The sequence below is a fragment of the Pseudomonas sp. QL9 genome (assembly GCF_041409665.1).
Taxonomy (GTDB): Bacteria; Pseudomonadota; Gammaproteobacteria; order Pseudomonadales; family Pseudomonadaceae; genus Pseudomonas; species Pseudomonas knackmussii.
Genome location: NZ_CP166971.1, coordinates 5,676,885 through 5,692,774 on the forward strand (window position 1 = coordinate 5,676,885; position 15,890 = coordinate 5,692,774).

Annotated in this window: 13 protein-coding genes; 5 read left to right on the forward strand and 8 right to left on the reverse strand. The window is 66.2% G+C overall.

Features of this window, described 5'->3' with window-relative positions:
- Window positions 1–58 precede the first annotated feature (58 nt).
- Window positions 59–1,390 (reverse strand): MFS transporter, encoded by a 1,332-nt coding sequence (locus ACA097_RS26385; RefSeq protein WP_371367118.1) that lies wholly within the window; start codon window positions 1,388–1,390, stop codon window positions 59–61.
- Window positions 1,391–1,954: 564 nt separating this feature from the next.
- Between ACA097_RS26385 and quiC the strand changes: the two genes are divergently transcribed.
- The 3 genes from quiC (at window position 1,955) to ACA097_RS26400 (ending at window position 5,465) form a co-directional block, all read left to right on the forward strand.
- A complete protein-coding gene (gene quiC / locus ACA097_RS26390) occupies window positions 1,955–3,865 on the forward strand; it encodes a 3-dehydroshikimate dehydratase QuiC (RefSeq protein ID WP_371367121.1) in 1,911 nt (636 codons plus the stop codon).
- Window positions 3,866–3,951: 86 nt separating this feature from the next.
- Window positions 3,952–4,620, forward strand: a complete 669-nt coding sequence (locus ACA097_RS26395) for a TetR family transcriptional regulator (protein WP_371367123.1) — start codon at window positions 3,952–3,954, stop codon at window positions 4,618–4,620.
- Window positions 4,621–4,721: 101 nt separating this feature from the next.
- Window positions 4,722–5,465 carry a sulfite exporter TauE/SafE family protein gene (locus ACA097_RS26400; protein WP_371367125.1) on the forward strand — a complete coding sequence of 248 codons (744 nt, stop codon included), beginning with the start codon at window positions 4,722–4,724 and terminating at the stop codon, window positions 5,463–5,465.
- Window positions 5,466–5,602: 137 nt separating this feature from the next.
- On the opposite strand, the gene ACA097_RS26405 is transcribed toward ACA097_RS26400, so the two are convergent.
- The 7 genes from ACA097_RS26405 to ACA097_RS26435 all read right to left on the reverse strand — a co-directional run bounded on the left by ACA097_RS26405 (window position 5,603) and on the right by ACA097_RS26435 (window position 14,203).
- Complete coding sequence (locus ACA097_RS26405; protein ID WP_371367127.1) at window positions 5,603–6,457, reverse strand: shikimate dehydrogenase; 855 nt, start codon at window positions 6,455–6,457, stop codon at window positions 5,603–5,605.
- Between the two features lie 5 nt (window positions 6,458–6,462).
- Window positions 6,463–6,903, reverse strand: a complete 441-nt coding sequence (gene aroQ / locus ACA097_RS26410) for a type II 3-dehydroquinate dehydratase (protein WP_371367129.1) — start codon at window positions 6,901–6,903, stop codon at window positions 6,463–6,465.
- Window positions 6,904–7,098: 195 nt separating this feature from the next.
- Complete coding sequence (locus ACA097_RS26415; protein ID WP_371367131.1) at window positions 7,099–8,889, reverse strand: FAD-dependent oxidoreductase; 1,791 nt, start codon at window positions 8,887–8,889, stop codon at window positions 7,099–7,101.
- A gap of 339 nt (window positions 8,890–9,228) precedes the next feature.
- Window positions 9,229–10,635 carry a dihydrolipoyl dehydrogenase gene (lpdA, locus tag ACA097_RS26420; protein WP_371367133.1) on the reverse strand — a complete coding sequence of 469 codons (1,407 nt, stop codon included), beginning with the start codon at window positions 10,633–10,635 and terminating at the stop codon, window positions 9,229–9,231.
- Between the two features lie 5 nt (window positions 10,636–10,640).
- The gene (locus ACA097_RS26425) at window positions 10,641–11,921 is read right to left on the reverse strand and encodes a dihydrolipoamide acetyltransferase family protein (RefSeq protein WP_160287264.1); all 1,281 of its coding nucleotides are present in this window, start codon (window positions 11,919–11,921) and stop codon (window positions 10,641–10,643) included.
- Window positions 11,922–12,974: an alpha-ketoacid dehydrogenase subunit beta gene (locus ACA097_RS26430; RefSeq protein WP_043252630.1), complete on the reverse strand. Its 1,053-nt coding sequence runs from the start codon at window positions 12,972–12,974 to the stop codon at window positions 11,922–11,924.
- Window positions 12,971–14,203 (reverse strand): 3-methyl-2-oxobutanoate dehydrogenase (2-methylpropanoyl-transferring) subunit alpha, encoded by a 1,233-nt coding sequence (locus ACA097_RS26435; protein ID WP_371367136.1) that lies wholly within the window; start codon window positions 14,201–14,203, stop codon window positions 12,971–12,973. Before ACA097_RS26435 ends, ACA097_RS26430 begins: the two co-directional genes overlap by 4 nt.
- Before the next feature lie 289 nt (window positions 14,204–14,492).
- On the opposite strand from ACA097_RS26435, the gene ACA097_RS26440 reads away from it, so the two are divergent.
- Entirely contained in the window at window positions 14,493–14,954 is a 462-nt protein-coding gene (locus tag ACA097_RS26440; protein WP_043252626.1) for an Lrp/AsnC family transcriptional regulator, read from the forward strand.
- A gap of 48 nt (window positions 14,955–15,002) precedes the next feature.
- Window positions 15,003–15,875: a MurR/RpiR family transcriptional regulator gene (locus ACA097_RS26445; RefSeq protein WP_160287261.1), complete on the forward strand. Its 873-nt coding sequence runs from the start codon at window positions 15,003–15,005 to the stop codon at window positions 15,873–15,875.
- Window positions 15,876–15,890 lie beyond the last annotated feature (15 nt).

Here is a 15,890-nt window from a genome sequence, read left to right on the forward strand (position 1 = left end):
GTTCGCTGGGCAAAAAAAGGAGGCCCGCAGGCCTCCGAGAGTGGAACAGGTCCGCGTCTTACTCGACGCTGGTAGGCACCTTGCGCGGGGCCATGAAGTACAGCCAGATCAGGGCGGTGAAGTACATCGCCGGAATCAGGGTGAAGAGCACGGCGTAGTTGTTGTTGGTAGCGGTGAGTACCGCACCGACGATCTGGGTCATGAACATGCCGCCGATGGCCGCGCACATGCCGCCGAAACCGAACACGGTGCTCATCAGGTGCTTGGGCGTGTAGTCCATGACCAGGCTCCAGATGTTCGCGGTCCAGGCCTGGTGCGCGCCGACAGCCACGGCGATGGCCAGCACCGCGACCCACAGGCCGCTTGCGTGGGCGGCGAAGATGACGCTGACGATGGTGCAGGCGAAGATCAGCAGCGACAGCAGGCGTGCGGTGGTGGCACGCATGCCACGCCCGATCAGCCAGGACGAGAGGATGCCGCCACCAACGCTACCGAAGTCCGCGGTCAGCCAGATCAGCATCAGCGGAATGCCCATCTGGGTCACGCTGATCCCCAGGTTGTACTGCTGGTTGAGGAAGGGCGGCAGCCAGTACAGGTAGAACCAGAACACCGGCGCGGTGATCGAGTAGGCCAGGGCGAAGGCCCAGGTGCCACGCATGCGCAGGACGCGGCTGAAAGGCACGCGCTCGACGGCCGGCTCGGCTTCCTTGTGGATGTAGTCCAGTTCGCTCTGCTTCACCCGCGGATGTTCCTCGGGGTTGAAGTAGTGCTTGCTCCAGAGCACCACCCAGATGAGCCCGAGGCAGCTCATGGCCAGGAAGGCGGCCTGCCAGCCCCAGACCGAAAGGATCAGCGGCAGCAGCGCCGGGGTGACCATGGCGCCGACATTGGTGCCGGCGTTGAACAGCCCGGTGGCCAGGGCGCGCTCGCCGGCGGGGAACCAGAGGCGGGTGGTCTTCACGCAGGCCGGATAGTTGGCCGCCTCGGTCAGGCCGAGGATGAAGCGGCAGACCATGAACCCAGCGGCCGACGTCGCCAGGCCATGAGCACCGGTGGCGAAGCTCCAGAGCAGTACGGCGAAGAAGAACGAGCGCTTCACGCCAACCTTGTCGATGAGCCGTCCCTGGATCACGAAGCCGATCGCATAGCCGACCTGGAACCAGAAGTTGATGTTGGCGTAGTCCATTGCCGTCCAGTTCATCGCCTTGGCCAGGATCGGCTGCATGACGCCGAGCGCCGCGCGGTCGATGTAGTTCAGCGTGGTAGCGAAGAACACCAGGGCGAGCATGGCCCAGCGAGTCTTGCCGACCGCGAAGGCGCCTTGGATTTTCTGCCCGATCGAGGCATGGGGGGTATGCGATGCGGCGGAAGAAGCTTGGGTATGGATCATCTCGGGGCCGTCCGTTGTGTGACTGCGCGTGCAGTCTCAGCTGAAGAAGCGCGCCGGGCCGGGGACAGCGCGTCAGGTCGGCGGACCTGGTGCGCGGGCAGGGCGGTGGCGGGCGTTGGGGCTGTGTCAGGCGCGGTCTGGAACGCTGAATGGCGCTGCCACGCGGACGACGGACGGAGAGCGGGCGACGGAGTCGGTGTGCATGTGCATGAGGCGGTACCTGTTTCTTGAAATTGTTATGGCCTTGCGGCGTCTCGCTCCGGGGTATTCGGCAGGCAAGGGCAGGAAGGCTGCCTACCGTTCAGGTGAATCCCCGAGGCTGTTTTCGATGTTGCGCATCGACTGAAAAAGCGTCAATTCGATAACCGGCCTTCTGTTCGATTACCGAACACAAAACTAACCAGTTCGTACAATTCGAGTTGCCGCTCGAAAATACCTTTCCAATAATCCACTGACCAGACGTGCGCCCGCGGCGCACCCGAATTCGCGGTGCGTGCCGACCACCGGTCGCGGGCACGCACCCACGGCCATGGCTCGCAGAAGCCCATAGAACAGGAGCTGAACATGCAGCGCTCGATCGCCACCGTCTCCCTGAGCGGAACCCTGCCCGAGAAACTCGAAGCCATCGCCGCCGCCGGATTCGACGGCGTGGAGATCTTCGAGAACGACCTGCTGTACTACGACGGCAGCCCGCGCGACGTGCGCCAGATGTGTGCAGACCTTGGCCTGCAGATCACCCTGTTCCAGCCGTTCCGCGACTTCGAGGGCTGCCGCCGCGACCGCCTGCCGCGCAACCTGGAGCGCGCCGAGCGCAAGTTCGACCTGATGCAGGAGCTGGGCACCGATCTGGTACTGGTTTGCAGCAACACCGCCGTCGACTCCCTCGGCGAGCGCGAGATTCTCGTCGACGACCTCCGCCTGCTGGCCGAACGTGCCGGCGCGCGCGGCTTGCGCATCGGCTACGAGGCCCTGGCCTGGGGGCGCCACGTGAACACCTGGCAGCAGGTCTGGGACCTGGTGCGCGAGGCCGACCATCCGGCCCTGGGCGTCCTGCTGGACAGCTTCCATACCTTGTCGATCAAGGGCGATCCCAGCGCCATCGCCGACATTCCCGGCGAGAAGATCTTCTTCGTGCAGATGGCCGATGCGCCCATCCTGGCGATGGACGTGCTGGAGTGGAGCCGGCACTTCCGCTGCTTCCCCGGCCAGGGCGAATTCGACCTCGCGGGCTTCCTCGCGCCCATCCTGCGCAGCGGCTACAAGGGCCCGCTGTCCCTGGAAATCTTCAACGACGGCTTCCGTGCCGCGCCGACCCGCTCCAATGCCGCCGACGGCCTGCGCTCGCTGCTTTACCTTGAAGAGAAGACCCGTCGCCTGCTGGAACAGGACGCCAAGCCCGTCGTCGATTCGGATCTGCTCTTCGCGCCGCCGCCGGCCAGCCGCTACGACGGTGTCGAATTCCTCGAATTCGCGGTCGACGAAGCTCTGGGGGCGCGCTTGGGTGGCTGGCTGGAGAAGCTGGGCTTCGCCCGCGCCGGCGAGCACCGCTCCAAGGCCGTCAGCCTGCTGCGCCAGGGCGACATCAACATCGTGCTCAATGCCGAGCCCTATTCCTTCGCCCACAACTTCTTCGAAGCCCACGGCCCGTCCCTGTGCGCCACCGCCCTGCGTGTGCGTGACGGCGCCCGCGCACTGGAGCGTGCCCAGGCGTTCAAGGGCCAGCCGTTTCGCGGCCTGGTCGGCCCGAACGAGCGTGAGATTCCCGCGGTGCGGGCGCCGGACGGCAGCCTGATCTACCTGGTGGAGCCGGGCGAGCCGGGGCAGACCCTCTACGACAGCGACTTCCGCCTCGACCTGCAGGCCCAGGCCGGCGGCCACCTGCAACGCATCGACCACATGGCCATGGCGCTGCCGGCCGACAGCCTCGACAGCTGGGTGCTGTTCTACAAGGCACTGTTCGATTTCGAGGCCGACGACGAGGTTGTCCTACCCGACCCGTATGGCCTGGTGAAGAGCCGCGCGATCCGCAGCCGCTGCGGCAACCTGCGCCTGCCGCTGAACGTCTCGGAGAACCGCAACACGGCGATCTCCCACGCGCTATCGAGCTATCGCGGTTCCGGGGTGCATCACATCGCCTTCGCCTGCGAGGACATCTTTGCCGAGGTGGCCCGTGCCAAGGAGGCGGGGGTGCCGCTGCTGGAAATCCCGCTGAACTACTACGACGACCTGGCTGCGCGCTTCGATTTCGACGACGAATTCCTCAGCGAGCTGGCCTACTACAACGTGCTCTACGACCGCGACGCCCAGGGCGGCGAGCTGTTCCACGTCTACACCGAGCCGTTCGAGGGGCGTTTCTTCTTCGAAATCCTGCAGCGCAAGAATGGCTATGTCGGCTACGGCGCGGCGAACGTCGCGGTGCGCCTTGCGGCCATGGCACAGGCACGCAGCGGTATGGCACGCAAACCCAAGCTTTGATGCCCGCTGCATGGGCCGCGCCGCCTTCCCTTGGGGGCGCGGCACGGCCCATAATCGGCAGCATTTTCCAAGGCTGTGAGCCCGCCATGCCGAATTCCGCCGCCCCCCTCGACCCCGCCAGCGAAGTGCGTGGAAAGGGCCGCAAGAACAACCCTGAGAAGACCCGCGAAGGCATCCTCCAGGCCGCCATCACCGAGTTCGTCCAGCAGGGCCTGTCCGGCGCGCGCGTCGATGCCATCGCCGAGCGCACGCACACCTCCAAGCGGATGATCTACTACTACTTCGGCAGCAAGGAGCAGCTCTACGTCGAGGTGCTGGAAAAGCTCTACGGCGACATCCGCCACACCGAAAGCAAGCTGCACCTGACCGAGCTGGAACCGCTGGAGGCGATCCGCCGTACCGTCGAGTTCTCCTTCGACCACCACGACCGCAACGTCGATTTCGTGCGCATCGTCAGCATCGAGAACATCCACCACGGCGAGTACGTGAAGAAATCCACGGCCATCCGCTCGATGAGCAACACCATGCTCCTGTCGCTGGCCGAGATCCTCCGTCGCGGCGCGGAACAGGGGTTGTTCCGCGAAGGCATCGATCCGCTCGACCTGCACATCCTCATCAGCTCGTTCTGTTTCTATCGGGTGTCCAACCGCAACACCTTCGGTGAGATCTTCCAGATCGACCTGGCCGACGAGGAGGTCAAGCGCCGGCACAAGGAAATGATCTGCGAGGCCGTGCTGCGCTATATCCAGCGCTGAGCCCGCATGGCACTGGGAAGCGGGCGCTGATCGCCCGCGCTACCCGCCAGGCGGTCAAGGACGCGGCATAATCGTCGGTCCGTTTGCCGACGAGTTTCGCGATGACCCTCGAATTCCTCCTGGTGGCGATTCCCGCCGTCCTGCTCACCGGTGTCTCCAAGGGCGGCTTCGGCGGTGCGCTCGGTGGCATCGCCGTGCCGCTGATGGCCCTGGCCATGCCGCCGACCCAGGCCGCGGCGCTGATGCTGCCGATCCTCTGCATGGCTGACCTCACCGGCCTGCGGCGCTTCTACGGCAAGTGGGAAGTGCGCAACCTGAAGATCATGCTGCCCGGCGCGCTGCTCGGCGTAGGAGTGGGCGCGCTGAGTTTCGGCCTGCTCAGCGAGCGCTTCATCGCGTTGCTGATCGGCGGCATCGCCATCGCCTTCGTGCTGCTCAACGTGGTGTCCGCCCGTGCCGCTGCGACGCCGAAACCAGCTGCGCTGGGCAAGGGCGTGGTGCTTTCGGGGATCGCCGGCTTCACCAGCTTCGTCGCCCATGCCGGCGGCCCGCCGGTGATGATGTACCTGCTGCCGCAACAGCTGGAGAAGGTGCGCTACATCGCCACGGTGAACTGCTTCTTCCTGCTGACCAACGCCATCAAGCTGGTGCCTTATGCGCTGCTGGGCCAGTTCACCTGGAGCAACCTCGACACCAGCCTGCTGCTGGCGCCCATCGTGGTGCTCGGGGTGTGGCTGGGCATCTGGTTGCAGGACAAGGTCAACCACACCTGGTTCTACCGCATTGCGCGGCTGGGCCTGCTGGCGACCGGGGTGCAGCTGGTGTGGGAGAACTGGCATCCGTAGCGCACGGAGCCATTCCTGTGTGGTTTCTGGGTCCCCGCGTTCGCGGGGAAGACGTAGATAAGAACGCATCTTGGTTCTGTCACTCCCGCGAACGCGGGAGCCCAGAATACAGCTGCTCCGATAAGAGCGTTTGCCGGTCAGCTGTCGAAGCTGCGGAAATGCGCCTGCATCCGCTCGGCATCGGCCGGGCGGCCGCTGAACAGCTCGAAGGCCTTCACCGCCTGGAACACCGCCATGGTGCCGCCATCGAGGGTGCGGCAGCCGAGGGCGCGGGCATGGCGCAGCAGTTCGGTTTCCAGCGGGAAGTAGATGATCTCGGCGACCCACAGCTCGGCGCGCAGCAGCTCCACCGGCAGCGGCGTGCCGGGCAGCTTTGCCATGCCCACCGGGGTCGTGTTGACCAGGCCGTCGGCCACCGCCATGGCGCTCGCCAGGTCGTGGCAAACCTGGGCGCGGCCCGGGTCGAAGTGGGCGTTGAGATTGTCCACCAGCGCCTGGGAACGAGCCGGGTCGACCTCATGGATGGTCAGTTCTTCGACACCCTCGCTGAGCAGCGCGTGGGCCACCGCCGCACCGGCGCCGCCGGCGCCCAGTTGCACCACGCGGTTGCGCTTCACGTCGCCCAGGCCACGGCGGAAACCTTCGGCGAAGCCCAGGCAGTCGGTGTTGTGGCCGACGCGCTTGCCGTCCTTGAATACGACCGTGTTCACCGCGCCGATTCCGCGGGCCTCGCCGGACAGCTCGTCGAGCAGCGGGATCACCGCCTGCTTGCACGGGAAGGTGATGTTCAGCCCGGTGAAGCCCATGCGCTGGGCGCCGTCGAGCAGCTGCGGCAGGGCGCTGATGTCGAGCTTGAGCGCGTCCAGGTCGATCAGCCGGTACAGGTAGCGAATGCTCTGGGCATCGCCTTCGTGCTCGTGCAGGGCAGGGGTGCGCGAGGCCTGGATGCCGGCGCCGATCAGGCCGGCGAGGATGGAGGTGGTCTGGGTCATGGCAGTCAACCCCGCAGCAGGTGGGCGAAATGGTCGAGGGCCAGGCGGTAGCCGTTGCTGCCGAAACCGGCCAGCACGCCGAGGGCGATTCCCGAGACGAAGGAGTGGTGACGGAATTCCTCGCGCTTGTGCACGTTGGACAGGTGCACCTCGATCACCGGCAGCTCCACCGCCGCCAGGGCATCGCGGATCGCCACCGACGTGTGGGTCCAGGCGGCGGGGTTGACCACGATGCCGGCACAGCGGCCGCGCGCCTGGTGAATCCAGTCGATCAGCTGGCCTTCGTGGTTGGTTTGCCTGAACTCCACCTGCAGGCCCAGTTCGTCGGCGCGGGCGTGGCAGAGCGCCTCGACGTCGGCGAGGGTCTCGTAACCGTAGGTCGCCGGTTCGCGCGTGCCGAGCAGGTTCAGGTTGGGGCCGTTGAGGATCAGGATCGGGAGTGTCATGCGAGTGTCTCTTGTAGGTCTTGCCGACGCTGGAATGTGGTCTCAGCAAAAATGTACCAACTAGTTACTTTCGTCAATTGGCGCGCAAAGGCCCGACTGGTTTGCCTTAAATCGGCTCGCGGCCAGGCCCGGCGCGGCCTTCAGGCGTTGCCGGGGCCTTCGAGGTGGGAGCGGAAGTGTTCGATCAGCGGACAGTCAGTCCGACGCGGGGTAAGATTCGGGCTGATCAGGCGCACGTTCTTCGGTAGAGCGGCAATGCGCTGCCGGGCCATGCTCCAGGGCCAGACCAGCGGCTTGGCGGCCTGCGATGTAGCCGAAGGTCAGCGCCGGCCCGAGATTGATGCCGCCGGACGGGTAGTGGCCGCCAAAGACGCTGGCCATGTCGGTGCCGGCGGCGTAGAGGCCGGGAATCGGTTGGGCGTTCGCGTCCAGGACCCGCGCCTGGCCGTCCGTGCGCAATCCGGCGAAAGTGCCGAAGCAGCCCGGCTGCACCTTCACGGCGTAGAAGGGGCCGCGCTCGATGGGCGCCACGCAGGGGTTGGGGCCGCGATGCTGCGGATCGCCCTGCTTGCGGTTGAACGGCGTGGAGCCACGCCCGAAGGCGGGATCTTCGCCATTGCGGGCATGGCGGTTGTAGTCCTCGACCGTGCGCGCCAGTCCAAGCGGGTCGATCCCACAGGCGTCGGCCAGTTGCTCGATGGTTGCGCCGCGCTTGAGATAGCCATTGTGGAGGTGCTGGCCGATGGGCAGCGGGGCCGGGCGCACGTAGCCGAGGCCGTAGCGGCGCAGGAAACGATGGTCGCAGACCAGCCAGGAGCAAGGCTCCGCGTCTTCCGGCAAGGCAGCCAGCATGGCGGCGACGTAGTCGTAGTAACCGTGGGCTTCGTTGACGAAGCGATTGCCGCTGGCCAGCACGCCTATGAGGCCCGGCTTGCCGCGCTCGATGATGTGCGGGAAGTGGCCGACCGAACCATCGCGATGCACCACCTTCGAGACCGGAGCCCAGGCCACCGGCGATTTGAGGTCGGTCTCGACGCTGCCGCCCGCGCTTTCACCCAGGCGCAAGCCGTCGCCGGAGCAGGAGGAGGGCGGCAGCGCCAGGTTGTCATGGCCGCTGCGGTCACGCGGGAAGAGTTCGCGCCGGCGTTGCGCATCGTTGGGGAAACCGCCGGACGCGAGCACTACGGCCTTGGCGCGGATTTCAAGCTCGCCCTGCGGCGTCTGGACGATGGCGCCATGTACCGCGCCATTCTCCAGCAGCAGGCGCCGCGCCGGGGTTGACTCCAGCAAGCGCACGCCCAGGTCCTGAGCGGAGCGCGCCAGGCGTGCCACTAGTGCAACGCCGTTCACCAGATGCATGGCGCGGCCGTAGCGGACCAGGTGGTAGAAGTGCGTCAGCACGCGTCGGGTGGCGTGGAGGAAGGCGCGCGTCGAACGGGTCATGTTCAGGAAGGCGGCAAGGTCGGCGCCCGCCATGATCGGCATGCCGAGGAAAGAGGTTTCGCGCATTGTCTTGCGCAGGCGCGGCAGCAGGTCGAGTACCTCGCGCGCGTCATAGGGCGCGGCGATCACCTGATGCCCGCCCGTGGCGGCGCCAGGCGTGTCGCCATGCATGTCGGGGATGCCATTGCCGTCGGCGAACTGCAGCGCGGTGTGTTCCTCGAAGAAGGCCACCATGTGTGGGGCGGCTTCGAGGAAGGCATCGACCCGCGCGGCGTCGTAGTGCTCGCCCAATTCGTTGCGCAGATAGGTGCGCGGTTGCTCGATGTCTTCCTCGATGCCCGCCCGCCGAGCCAGAGGATTGCGCGGCACCCAGGCCCAGCCGCCGGACCAGGCCGTGGCACCGCCGAACACCGGCTCCTTTTCCACCAGGATGACCTTCTGTCCATGCCAGGCGGCGGTCACGGCAGCGGCCAGGCCGGCGGCGCCGGAACCTATCACCAGCAGATCGCATTCGGTCGAGGGGAGGGGCGTGGCAGCGGGCATGGCGAAGGACTCCGGGGCGAAATCTTGTTTTATGGAACGTGGTTCCATAATCCGATTCAGGCGGAGTCAAGGCAAGCCGATGCGGGAATAAGTGGTCGATAACCGGCCAGCGTCGAAGGGAAGGATGCGTAGGATGGGTTGAGCGGAGTGTTCTGCCGGGACAGATAGGTAACGGTTGTCGGGACACATGGGTAACGGTTTCCCATGTTCACTTCGGCAATCGGGATAGGTCGCGTGATCGATGGGTTTCGCTTCGCTCAACGCCATCCTACGGAGTGGCGGTTTGATGCTTTGCAAGGCAGCGGGCGGATAACCGCGAACGGTTACCCGCCTGACGGGCTAGATATGCAGCGCATGCCCCAGCGCACGCAGCGCCGCTTCCTGGATCGCCTCGCCCAGGGTCGGGTGGGCGTGGATGGTGCCGGCGATGTCTTCCAGGCGCGCGCCCATCTCGATGGACTGGATGAAGGCCGTGGACAGCTCGGAAACCGCCTTGCCCACGGCCTGCCAACCGAGGATCACATGGTTGTCGCGGCGAGCTACCACGCGGACGAAGCCGTCGTGGGACTCGAGGGTCATGGCCCGGCCATTGGCGGCGAAGGGGAAGTTCGCCGTCAGCACGTCATGCCCGGCGGCCTTGGCCTGTTCCGGCGAAAGCCCGACCACCACTACTTCCGGATCGGTGAAACACACCGCCGGAATCGCCGTGGGCGCGAAGGCGCGGCGCTTGCCGGCGATCAGCTCGGCGACCATCTCGCCCTGGGCCATGGCGCGGTGCGCGAGCATGGGTTCGCCGGCGATGTCGCCGATGGCCCAGACGTTGCGCATCGAGGTGCGGCACTGCTCGTCGATCTTCAGCGCGCGGCCGTCCATGTCCAGGTGCAGGCTTTCCAGGTTCCAGCCTTCGGTGTTGGGCCGGCGGCCGACGGCGACCAGCACCTGGTCGGTCTCGATCACCCGCTGCGAACCTTCGCCATCGCGTACGCGCAGGCCTTTGCCGTCCGACTCCAGGCCAATCACGCTGTGCCCGAGGTAGAGCTCGATGCCCAATTTGCGCAGCGCAGCGGCGACCGGTTTGGTCAGCTCCTCGTCATAGGTCGGCAGGATGCGTGGCTGGGCTTCCACCACCGTGACTTCGACGCCCAGCTTGCGGTACGCCGTACCCAGCTCCAGGCCGATGTAGCCGCCGCCGACCACTGTCAGGCGACGTGGCAAGGTCTTCGGCGACAGTGCTTCGGTCGAGGAGATGACCTTGTCGCCGAGCGGCAGGAACGGCAGTTCGACCGAGCGCGAACCGGCGGCCAGCAGCATGTGCTCGCAATGGATGCGCTGCACGCTGCCGTCGCGCAGGGTCACTTCCACGCCCTTGCCGTCGGTGACCCGCGCCCAGCCGTGGACGACGGTGACGCCATGCTTTTTCAGCAGCGCGGCGACGCCGGTGGTGAGGCGGTCGACGATGCCGTCCTTCCAGGCCACGGTGCGCTGGATATCGATGCTCGGCGCCTGCACGCTGATGCCCAGCGCCGACTGGCCGGCGAATTCGCGGGCCTTGAGGTATTCCTCCGCAGCGTGGATCAGCGCCTTGGACGGGATGCAGCCAATGTTCAGGCAGGTGCCGCCGAGGGTGCCGCCTTCCACCAGCACGGTGGGGATGCCCAGTTGGCCGGCGCGGATGGCGGCGACGTAGCCGCCGGGGCCGCCGCCGATCACCAGGAGGGTGGTTTCGAGGCTGTGATTCTGTTTCACGCGACTCACTCCAGGAACAGGGTGGCGGGATGTTCGAGCAGGGCGCGCACGGCCTGGATGAAGGCCGCGGCGTCCATGCCATCGACCACTCGATGATCGAAGGACGAGGACAGGTTCATCATCTTGCGCACGACGATCTGGCCGTTGACGACCATGGGCCGCTCGACCATGCGGTTAACGCCGACGATGGCCACTTCCGGATGGTTGATCACCGGCGTGCTGACGATGCCGCCCAGCGCGCCGAGGCTGGTCAGGGTGATGGTCGAGCCGGAAAGCTCCTCGCGGCTGGCCTTGCCATTGCGCGCGGCTTCCGCCAGGCGCGCCACTTCCGCGGCGTTGCCCCAGAGGTCGCGGGACTCGGCATTGCGCAGCACCGGCACCATCAGCCCGCTGTCGCTCTGGGTGGCCACGCCCAGGTGCACCGCGCCGTAGCGGGTGACGATATCGGCCTCGTCGTCATAGCGTGCGTTGATCTGCGGGAAGTCGCGCAGGGCGACCACCATGGCGCGGGCGATGAAAGGCAGCAGGGTGAGCTTGCCGCGGCTCGCGCCGTATTTGCCGTTGAGGTGCTGACGCAGCGCCTCCAGGTCGGTGACGTCGATCTCCTCGACGTAGCTGAAGTGCGGGATGCGCCGCTTGGCCTCGGCCATCTTCTGCGCGATGCGCCGACGCAGGCCGATAACCGGAACCTGTTGCTCGTCGTGGCGGGCCATGTAGCCGGAAGCGACCACCGCGCCGCCGTGGGTCATGTACTTGTCGAGGTCGTCATGCAGGATACGCCCGGCCGGGCCGCTGCCCTGGACGAATTGCAACTCGACGCCGAGATCGCGGGCGCGCTGGCGAACCGCAGGCGAGGCCAGCGGCTTCTCGCCGGGGGCGCGACGCACCATGGGCGCCGCTGGCGCAGTGCTCGGGCGGGGCGACACCACGGGTTTCATTTCCCCGCGCGGCGCGTCCTGCACGACAGGGCGCACGGGCTCAACGGGGGCTGCAACGGCTGGCTCGGCTTCTGCGGCCGGTGCCGCCTCGCGCTGGTTGCCCTTGCCTTCGACTTCCAGGCGCACCAGCTCGCCGCCCACCGCCATCACCTGGCCGGGCGCGCCGCCCAAGGCGAGGATCTTGCCGGCTACCGGCGAGGGAATCTCGACCGTCGCCTTGTCAGTCATGACTTCGGCGAGCAGCTGGTCCTCGTGGACCTCGTCGCCCACCGCCACATGCCACTCCACCAGTTCCACTTCGGCGATGCCTTCACCGATGTCCGGCATCTTGATCACGTGAATGCCCATTCAGACCTCCATGGCACGCTTGAAGGCCGCGCCGACGCGGGCGGGGCCGGGGAAGTAATCCCATTCCTGGGCATGCGGGTAGGGGGTGTCCCAGCCGGTCACGCGGACGATGGGCGCCTCCAGGTGGTGGAAGCAGTTCTCCTGCACCAGCGACATCAGCTCGGCGCCGAAACCGCAGGTGCGGGTGGCCTCGTGGACGATCACGCAGCGGCCGGTCTTCTTCACCGAGGCGACTATGGTGTCCAGGTCCAGCGGCCAGAGACTGCGCAGGTCGATGACCTCGGCATCGATGCCGGTTTCCTCGGCGGCGGTCTGCGCCACGTAGACGGTGGTGCCGTAGGTCAGCACGGTCAGCTCCGAGCCCGGACGGGCGATGGCCGCCTTGTCCAACGGCACGCGGTAGTAGCCTTCGGGAACCTGGCTCTGCGGGTGCTTCGACCAGGGCGTCACCGGGCGGTCGTGGTGGCCGTCGAAGGGGCCGTTATAGATGCGCTTGGGCTCCAGGAAGATCACCGGATCGTCGTTCTCGATGCAGGAGATCAGCAGGCCCTTGGCGTCGTACGGGTTGGACGGCATCACCGTGCGCAGGCCGCAGACCTGGGTGAACATCGCCTCCGGGCTCTGGCTGTGGGTCTGCCCGCCGTAGATGCCGCCGCCGCAGGGCATGCGAACCACCATGGGCGCGCTGAAGTCGTTCACCGAGCGGTAGCGGATGCGCGCGGCCTCGGAGATCAGCTGGTCGGTGGCCGGGTAGACGTAGTCGGCGAACTGGATTTCCACCACCGGGCGCAGGCCGTAGGCGCACATGCCGACGGCGGCGCCGATGATGCCGCTCTCGGAAATCGGCGCGTCGAACACCCGCGAGGTGCCGTACTTCTTCTGCAGCCCCTCGGTGCAGCGGAACACGCCGCCGAAGTAGCCGACGTCCTGACCGAACACCACGACGTTGTCGTCGCGCTCGAGCATCACGTCCATCGCCGAGCGCAGCGCCTGGATCATGGTCATGCTGGTGACCGCCTGGGCGTTCTCGTGTTGCGGATTCATGGCATTCATACCCCGAGCTCCTGGCGCTGCCGGCGCAGGTGTTCCGGCAGGTCCTTGTAGACGTCGTCGAACATGCTGGCGGCGCTGAAGACATGGCCGTCCACCAGCGAGCCGTGGCGCTCGGCCTCTTTCTGCGCGGCGATGACTTCGGCTTCGAGTTCCTTCTGCAGCGCTTCGTGCTGCTCGTCCGACCAGATGCCGAGGCCGATCATGTGCTGCTTCAGCCGCGCGATCGGGTCGCCCAGCGGGAAGTTGGTCCAGTCGTCGGCCGGGCGGTACTTGGACGGATCGTCCGAGGTGGAGTGCGGGCCGGCACGGTAGGTGACCCATTCGATCAGGCTTGGGCCATGGCCACGGCGGGCGCGCTCGGCGGCCCACAGCGAGGCGGCGTAGACGGCGAGGAAGTCATTGCCGTCGACCCGCAGCGAAGCGATGCCGCAGCCCACGCCACGGTTGGCAAAGGTGGTGCCTTCACCGCCGGCGATGGCCTGGAAGGTGGAGATCGCCCATTGGTTGTTGACCACGTTGAGGATCACCGGCGCACGGTACACGTGGGCGAAGGTCAGCGCGGTGTGGAAGTCCGACTCGGCGGTGGCGCCGTCGCCGATCCAGGCCGAGGCGATCTTGGTATCGCCCTTGATCGCCGAGGCCATGCCCCAGCCGACCGCCTGGATGAACTGGGTAGCGAGGTTGCCGGAGATGGAGAAGAAGCCCTTCTCGCGGCTGGAATACATGATCGGCAGCTGGCGGCCCTTGAGCGGGTCCTGCTCGTTGGAAAGCAGCTGGCAGATCATGTCCTTGAGCGGGTAGTCGCGGGTGATGAGGATGCCTTGCTGGCGATAGGTCGGGAAGGTCATGTCGCCGTCGCGCAGGGCCATGGTGTGGGCGGTGGCGATGGCTTCCTCGCCCAGGCACTGCATGTAGAAGGACATCTTCTTCTGGCGCTGCGCGGTGAGCATGCGCGCGTCGAAGATGCGCGTCTTGAGCATCACCCGCATGCCGCGCAGCAGCTGCTCATGGCTGAGCTGCGGGTCCCAGGGGCCTACCGCGTTGCCAGAGTCATCGAGAACCCGCACCAGGCTGTAGGCGAGGTCGGCGGTCTGCGCCGGCTCGACCTCGACGGCGGGCTTGCGCACTTCACCAGCGGGGGACAGGTGCAGGTAGGAGAAATCGGTCTTGCAACCCGGCCGCCCGGTGGGCTCCGGCACGTGCAGTTTCAGGGGGGCGTAATCGGTCATGGTTCGGGTCTCCAGCGGCTGAAAGTGAGGGAGGGAAGCTCGATCAGCAGGGGGCGCATGGAGGCCTGGGTGGGTGCAACAACCCGGATAGGGCGGCGTTGCGGCTACGGCGAGGGGTGGCGCCGCGGCGGGTGACATCACTCATGGTGAGGTCCTCGTGGTTGTGTTTGTTCTTGTGATTTCAGTATAGGTGTGACCGGCTGGTTTTTTGCTCCAATTTGACTAGCTTTGAACAAGAGTTTTAGTGTGTTTGAACTCTAAAAATCCGCTTTCGTAGAAGTGACCCGCCATGGCCGACATAGACCGCACCGACCTCAAGATCCTCCGCGCGCTGGCCGACGACGGCCGGCTGAGCTGGCGCGACCTGGCGCAGAAGATCGGCCTGTCGCTCACCCCGACCCTGCGCCGGGTGCGTCGCCTCGAAGAGGAGCACTACATCCAGGGCTACTTCGCGCAACTCGACGAGGAACGCCTCTCTGGCGCCATGAGCGTGTTCGTCTCGGTGACCCTGGAGAAGCAGACCGGCGACTACCTGGCGCGTTTCGAGGAAAGCATCGTCCAGGCGCCCCAGGTGATGAGCTGCTTCCAGATGACCGGCGATGCCGACTACATGCTGCGCGTGGTGGTCAAGGACCTGGCCGCCTACCAGGCCTTCCTCACCACCACCCTGACGCAGATTCCCGGTGTGGCCGGGATCAAGTCGGCCTTCGCCCTGAAGTCGGTGCTCAAGCGTTCGGCGCCGCCGGTCTGAGCGGGCGGCATGCTAGAGTGGCAACCCCTTGAAGGAGCGATAGGTTCGATGGACAAGGCGCAGATCGAGAAGCACATCGAGAACAGTTTTTCCAAGCTGTCACCCACCTTGCAGCGCGCCGCGCGTTACGTCCTCGACCATCCCAACGACATCGCCCTGGAGTCGATGCGTAGCGTCGCCGCCAAGGCGAAGCTGCAACCCGCCTCCATGCTGCGCCTGGCACGACAGCTGGGCTTCGACAGCTATGAGGATTTGCGCGAGATCTTCCGCAACTGGCTGACCGAGCGCGATTCGCCGTTTTCGCAGCGCGCCGATGCGCTGCGCCGCCGTTCCCACGACGACCAGACCGGCGGCCTGATCAGCGAGATGCTGAGCACCGAGATGGGCAACCTGGAAGCGACCTTCAGTGCCGAGCGTTACGAGCAGATCCTCGCCGCGCACGAAGTGCTGACGCGGGCCAAGCACATCTACGTGGTCGGCCTGCGCAGCCTGTTCCCGGCCGCGTACTACTTCAGCTACGTGTGCGGCATGTTCCTCAACAACACCACACTGCTCAGCGGCATCGGCGGGTCCTTCGCCGACGAGCTACGGCGGATCGGCCCGGACGATGCCCTCGTCGCCTTCAGTTATCACCCCTATGCGCAGGATGCGCTGCGGGCGGTGAGCTTCTCCCGCGAGCGTGGCGCACGGATCGTCTCGATCACCGACAGCCCGGTGTCGCCGATCGCCGCGCCGGCTGATGTCCTGGTGGTGGTGCGCAACGCCACTCCATCGCTATTCCCGTCCGTGGTGCCGGCGCTTGCCGTGTCGCAGACCCTCGCCGGGCTGCTGGTGGCGAACAGCAACGAAGACAGCCTGCGCGAGATCGCCAACAGCGAGGCGCAGCTGAAGAGTTTTCAGGTCTACATCGACAAGGCCTGAGGAACGACAAGGGCC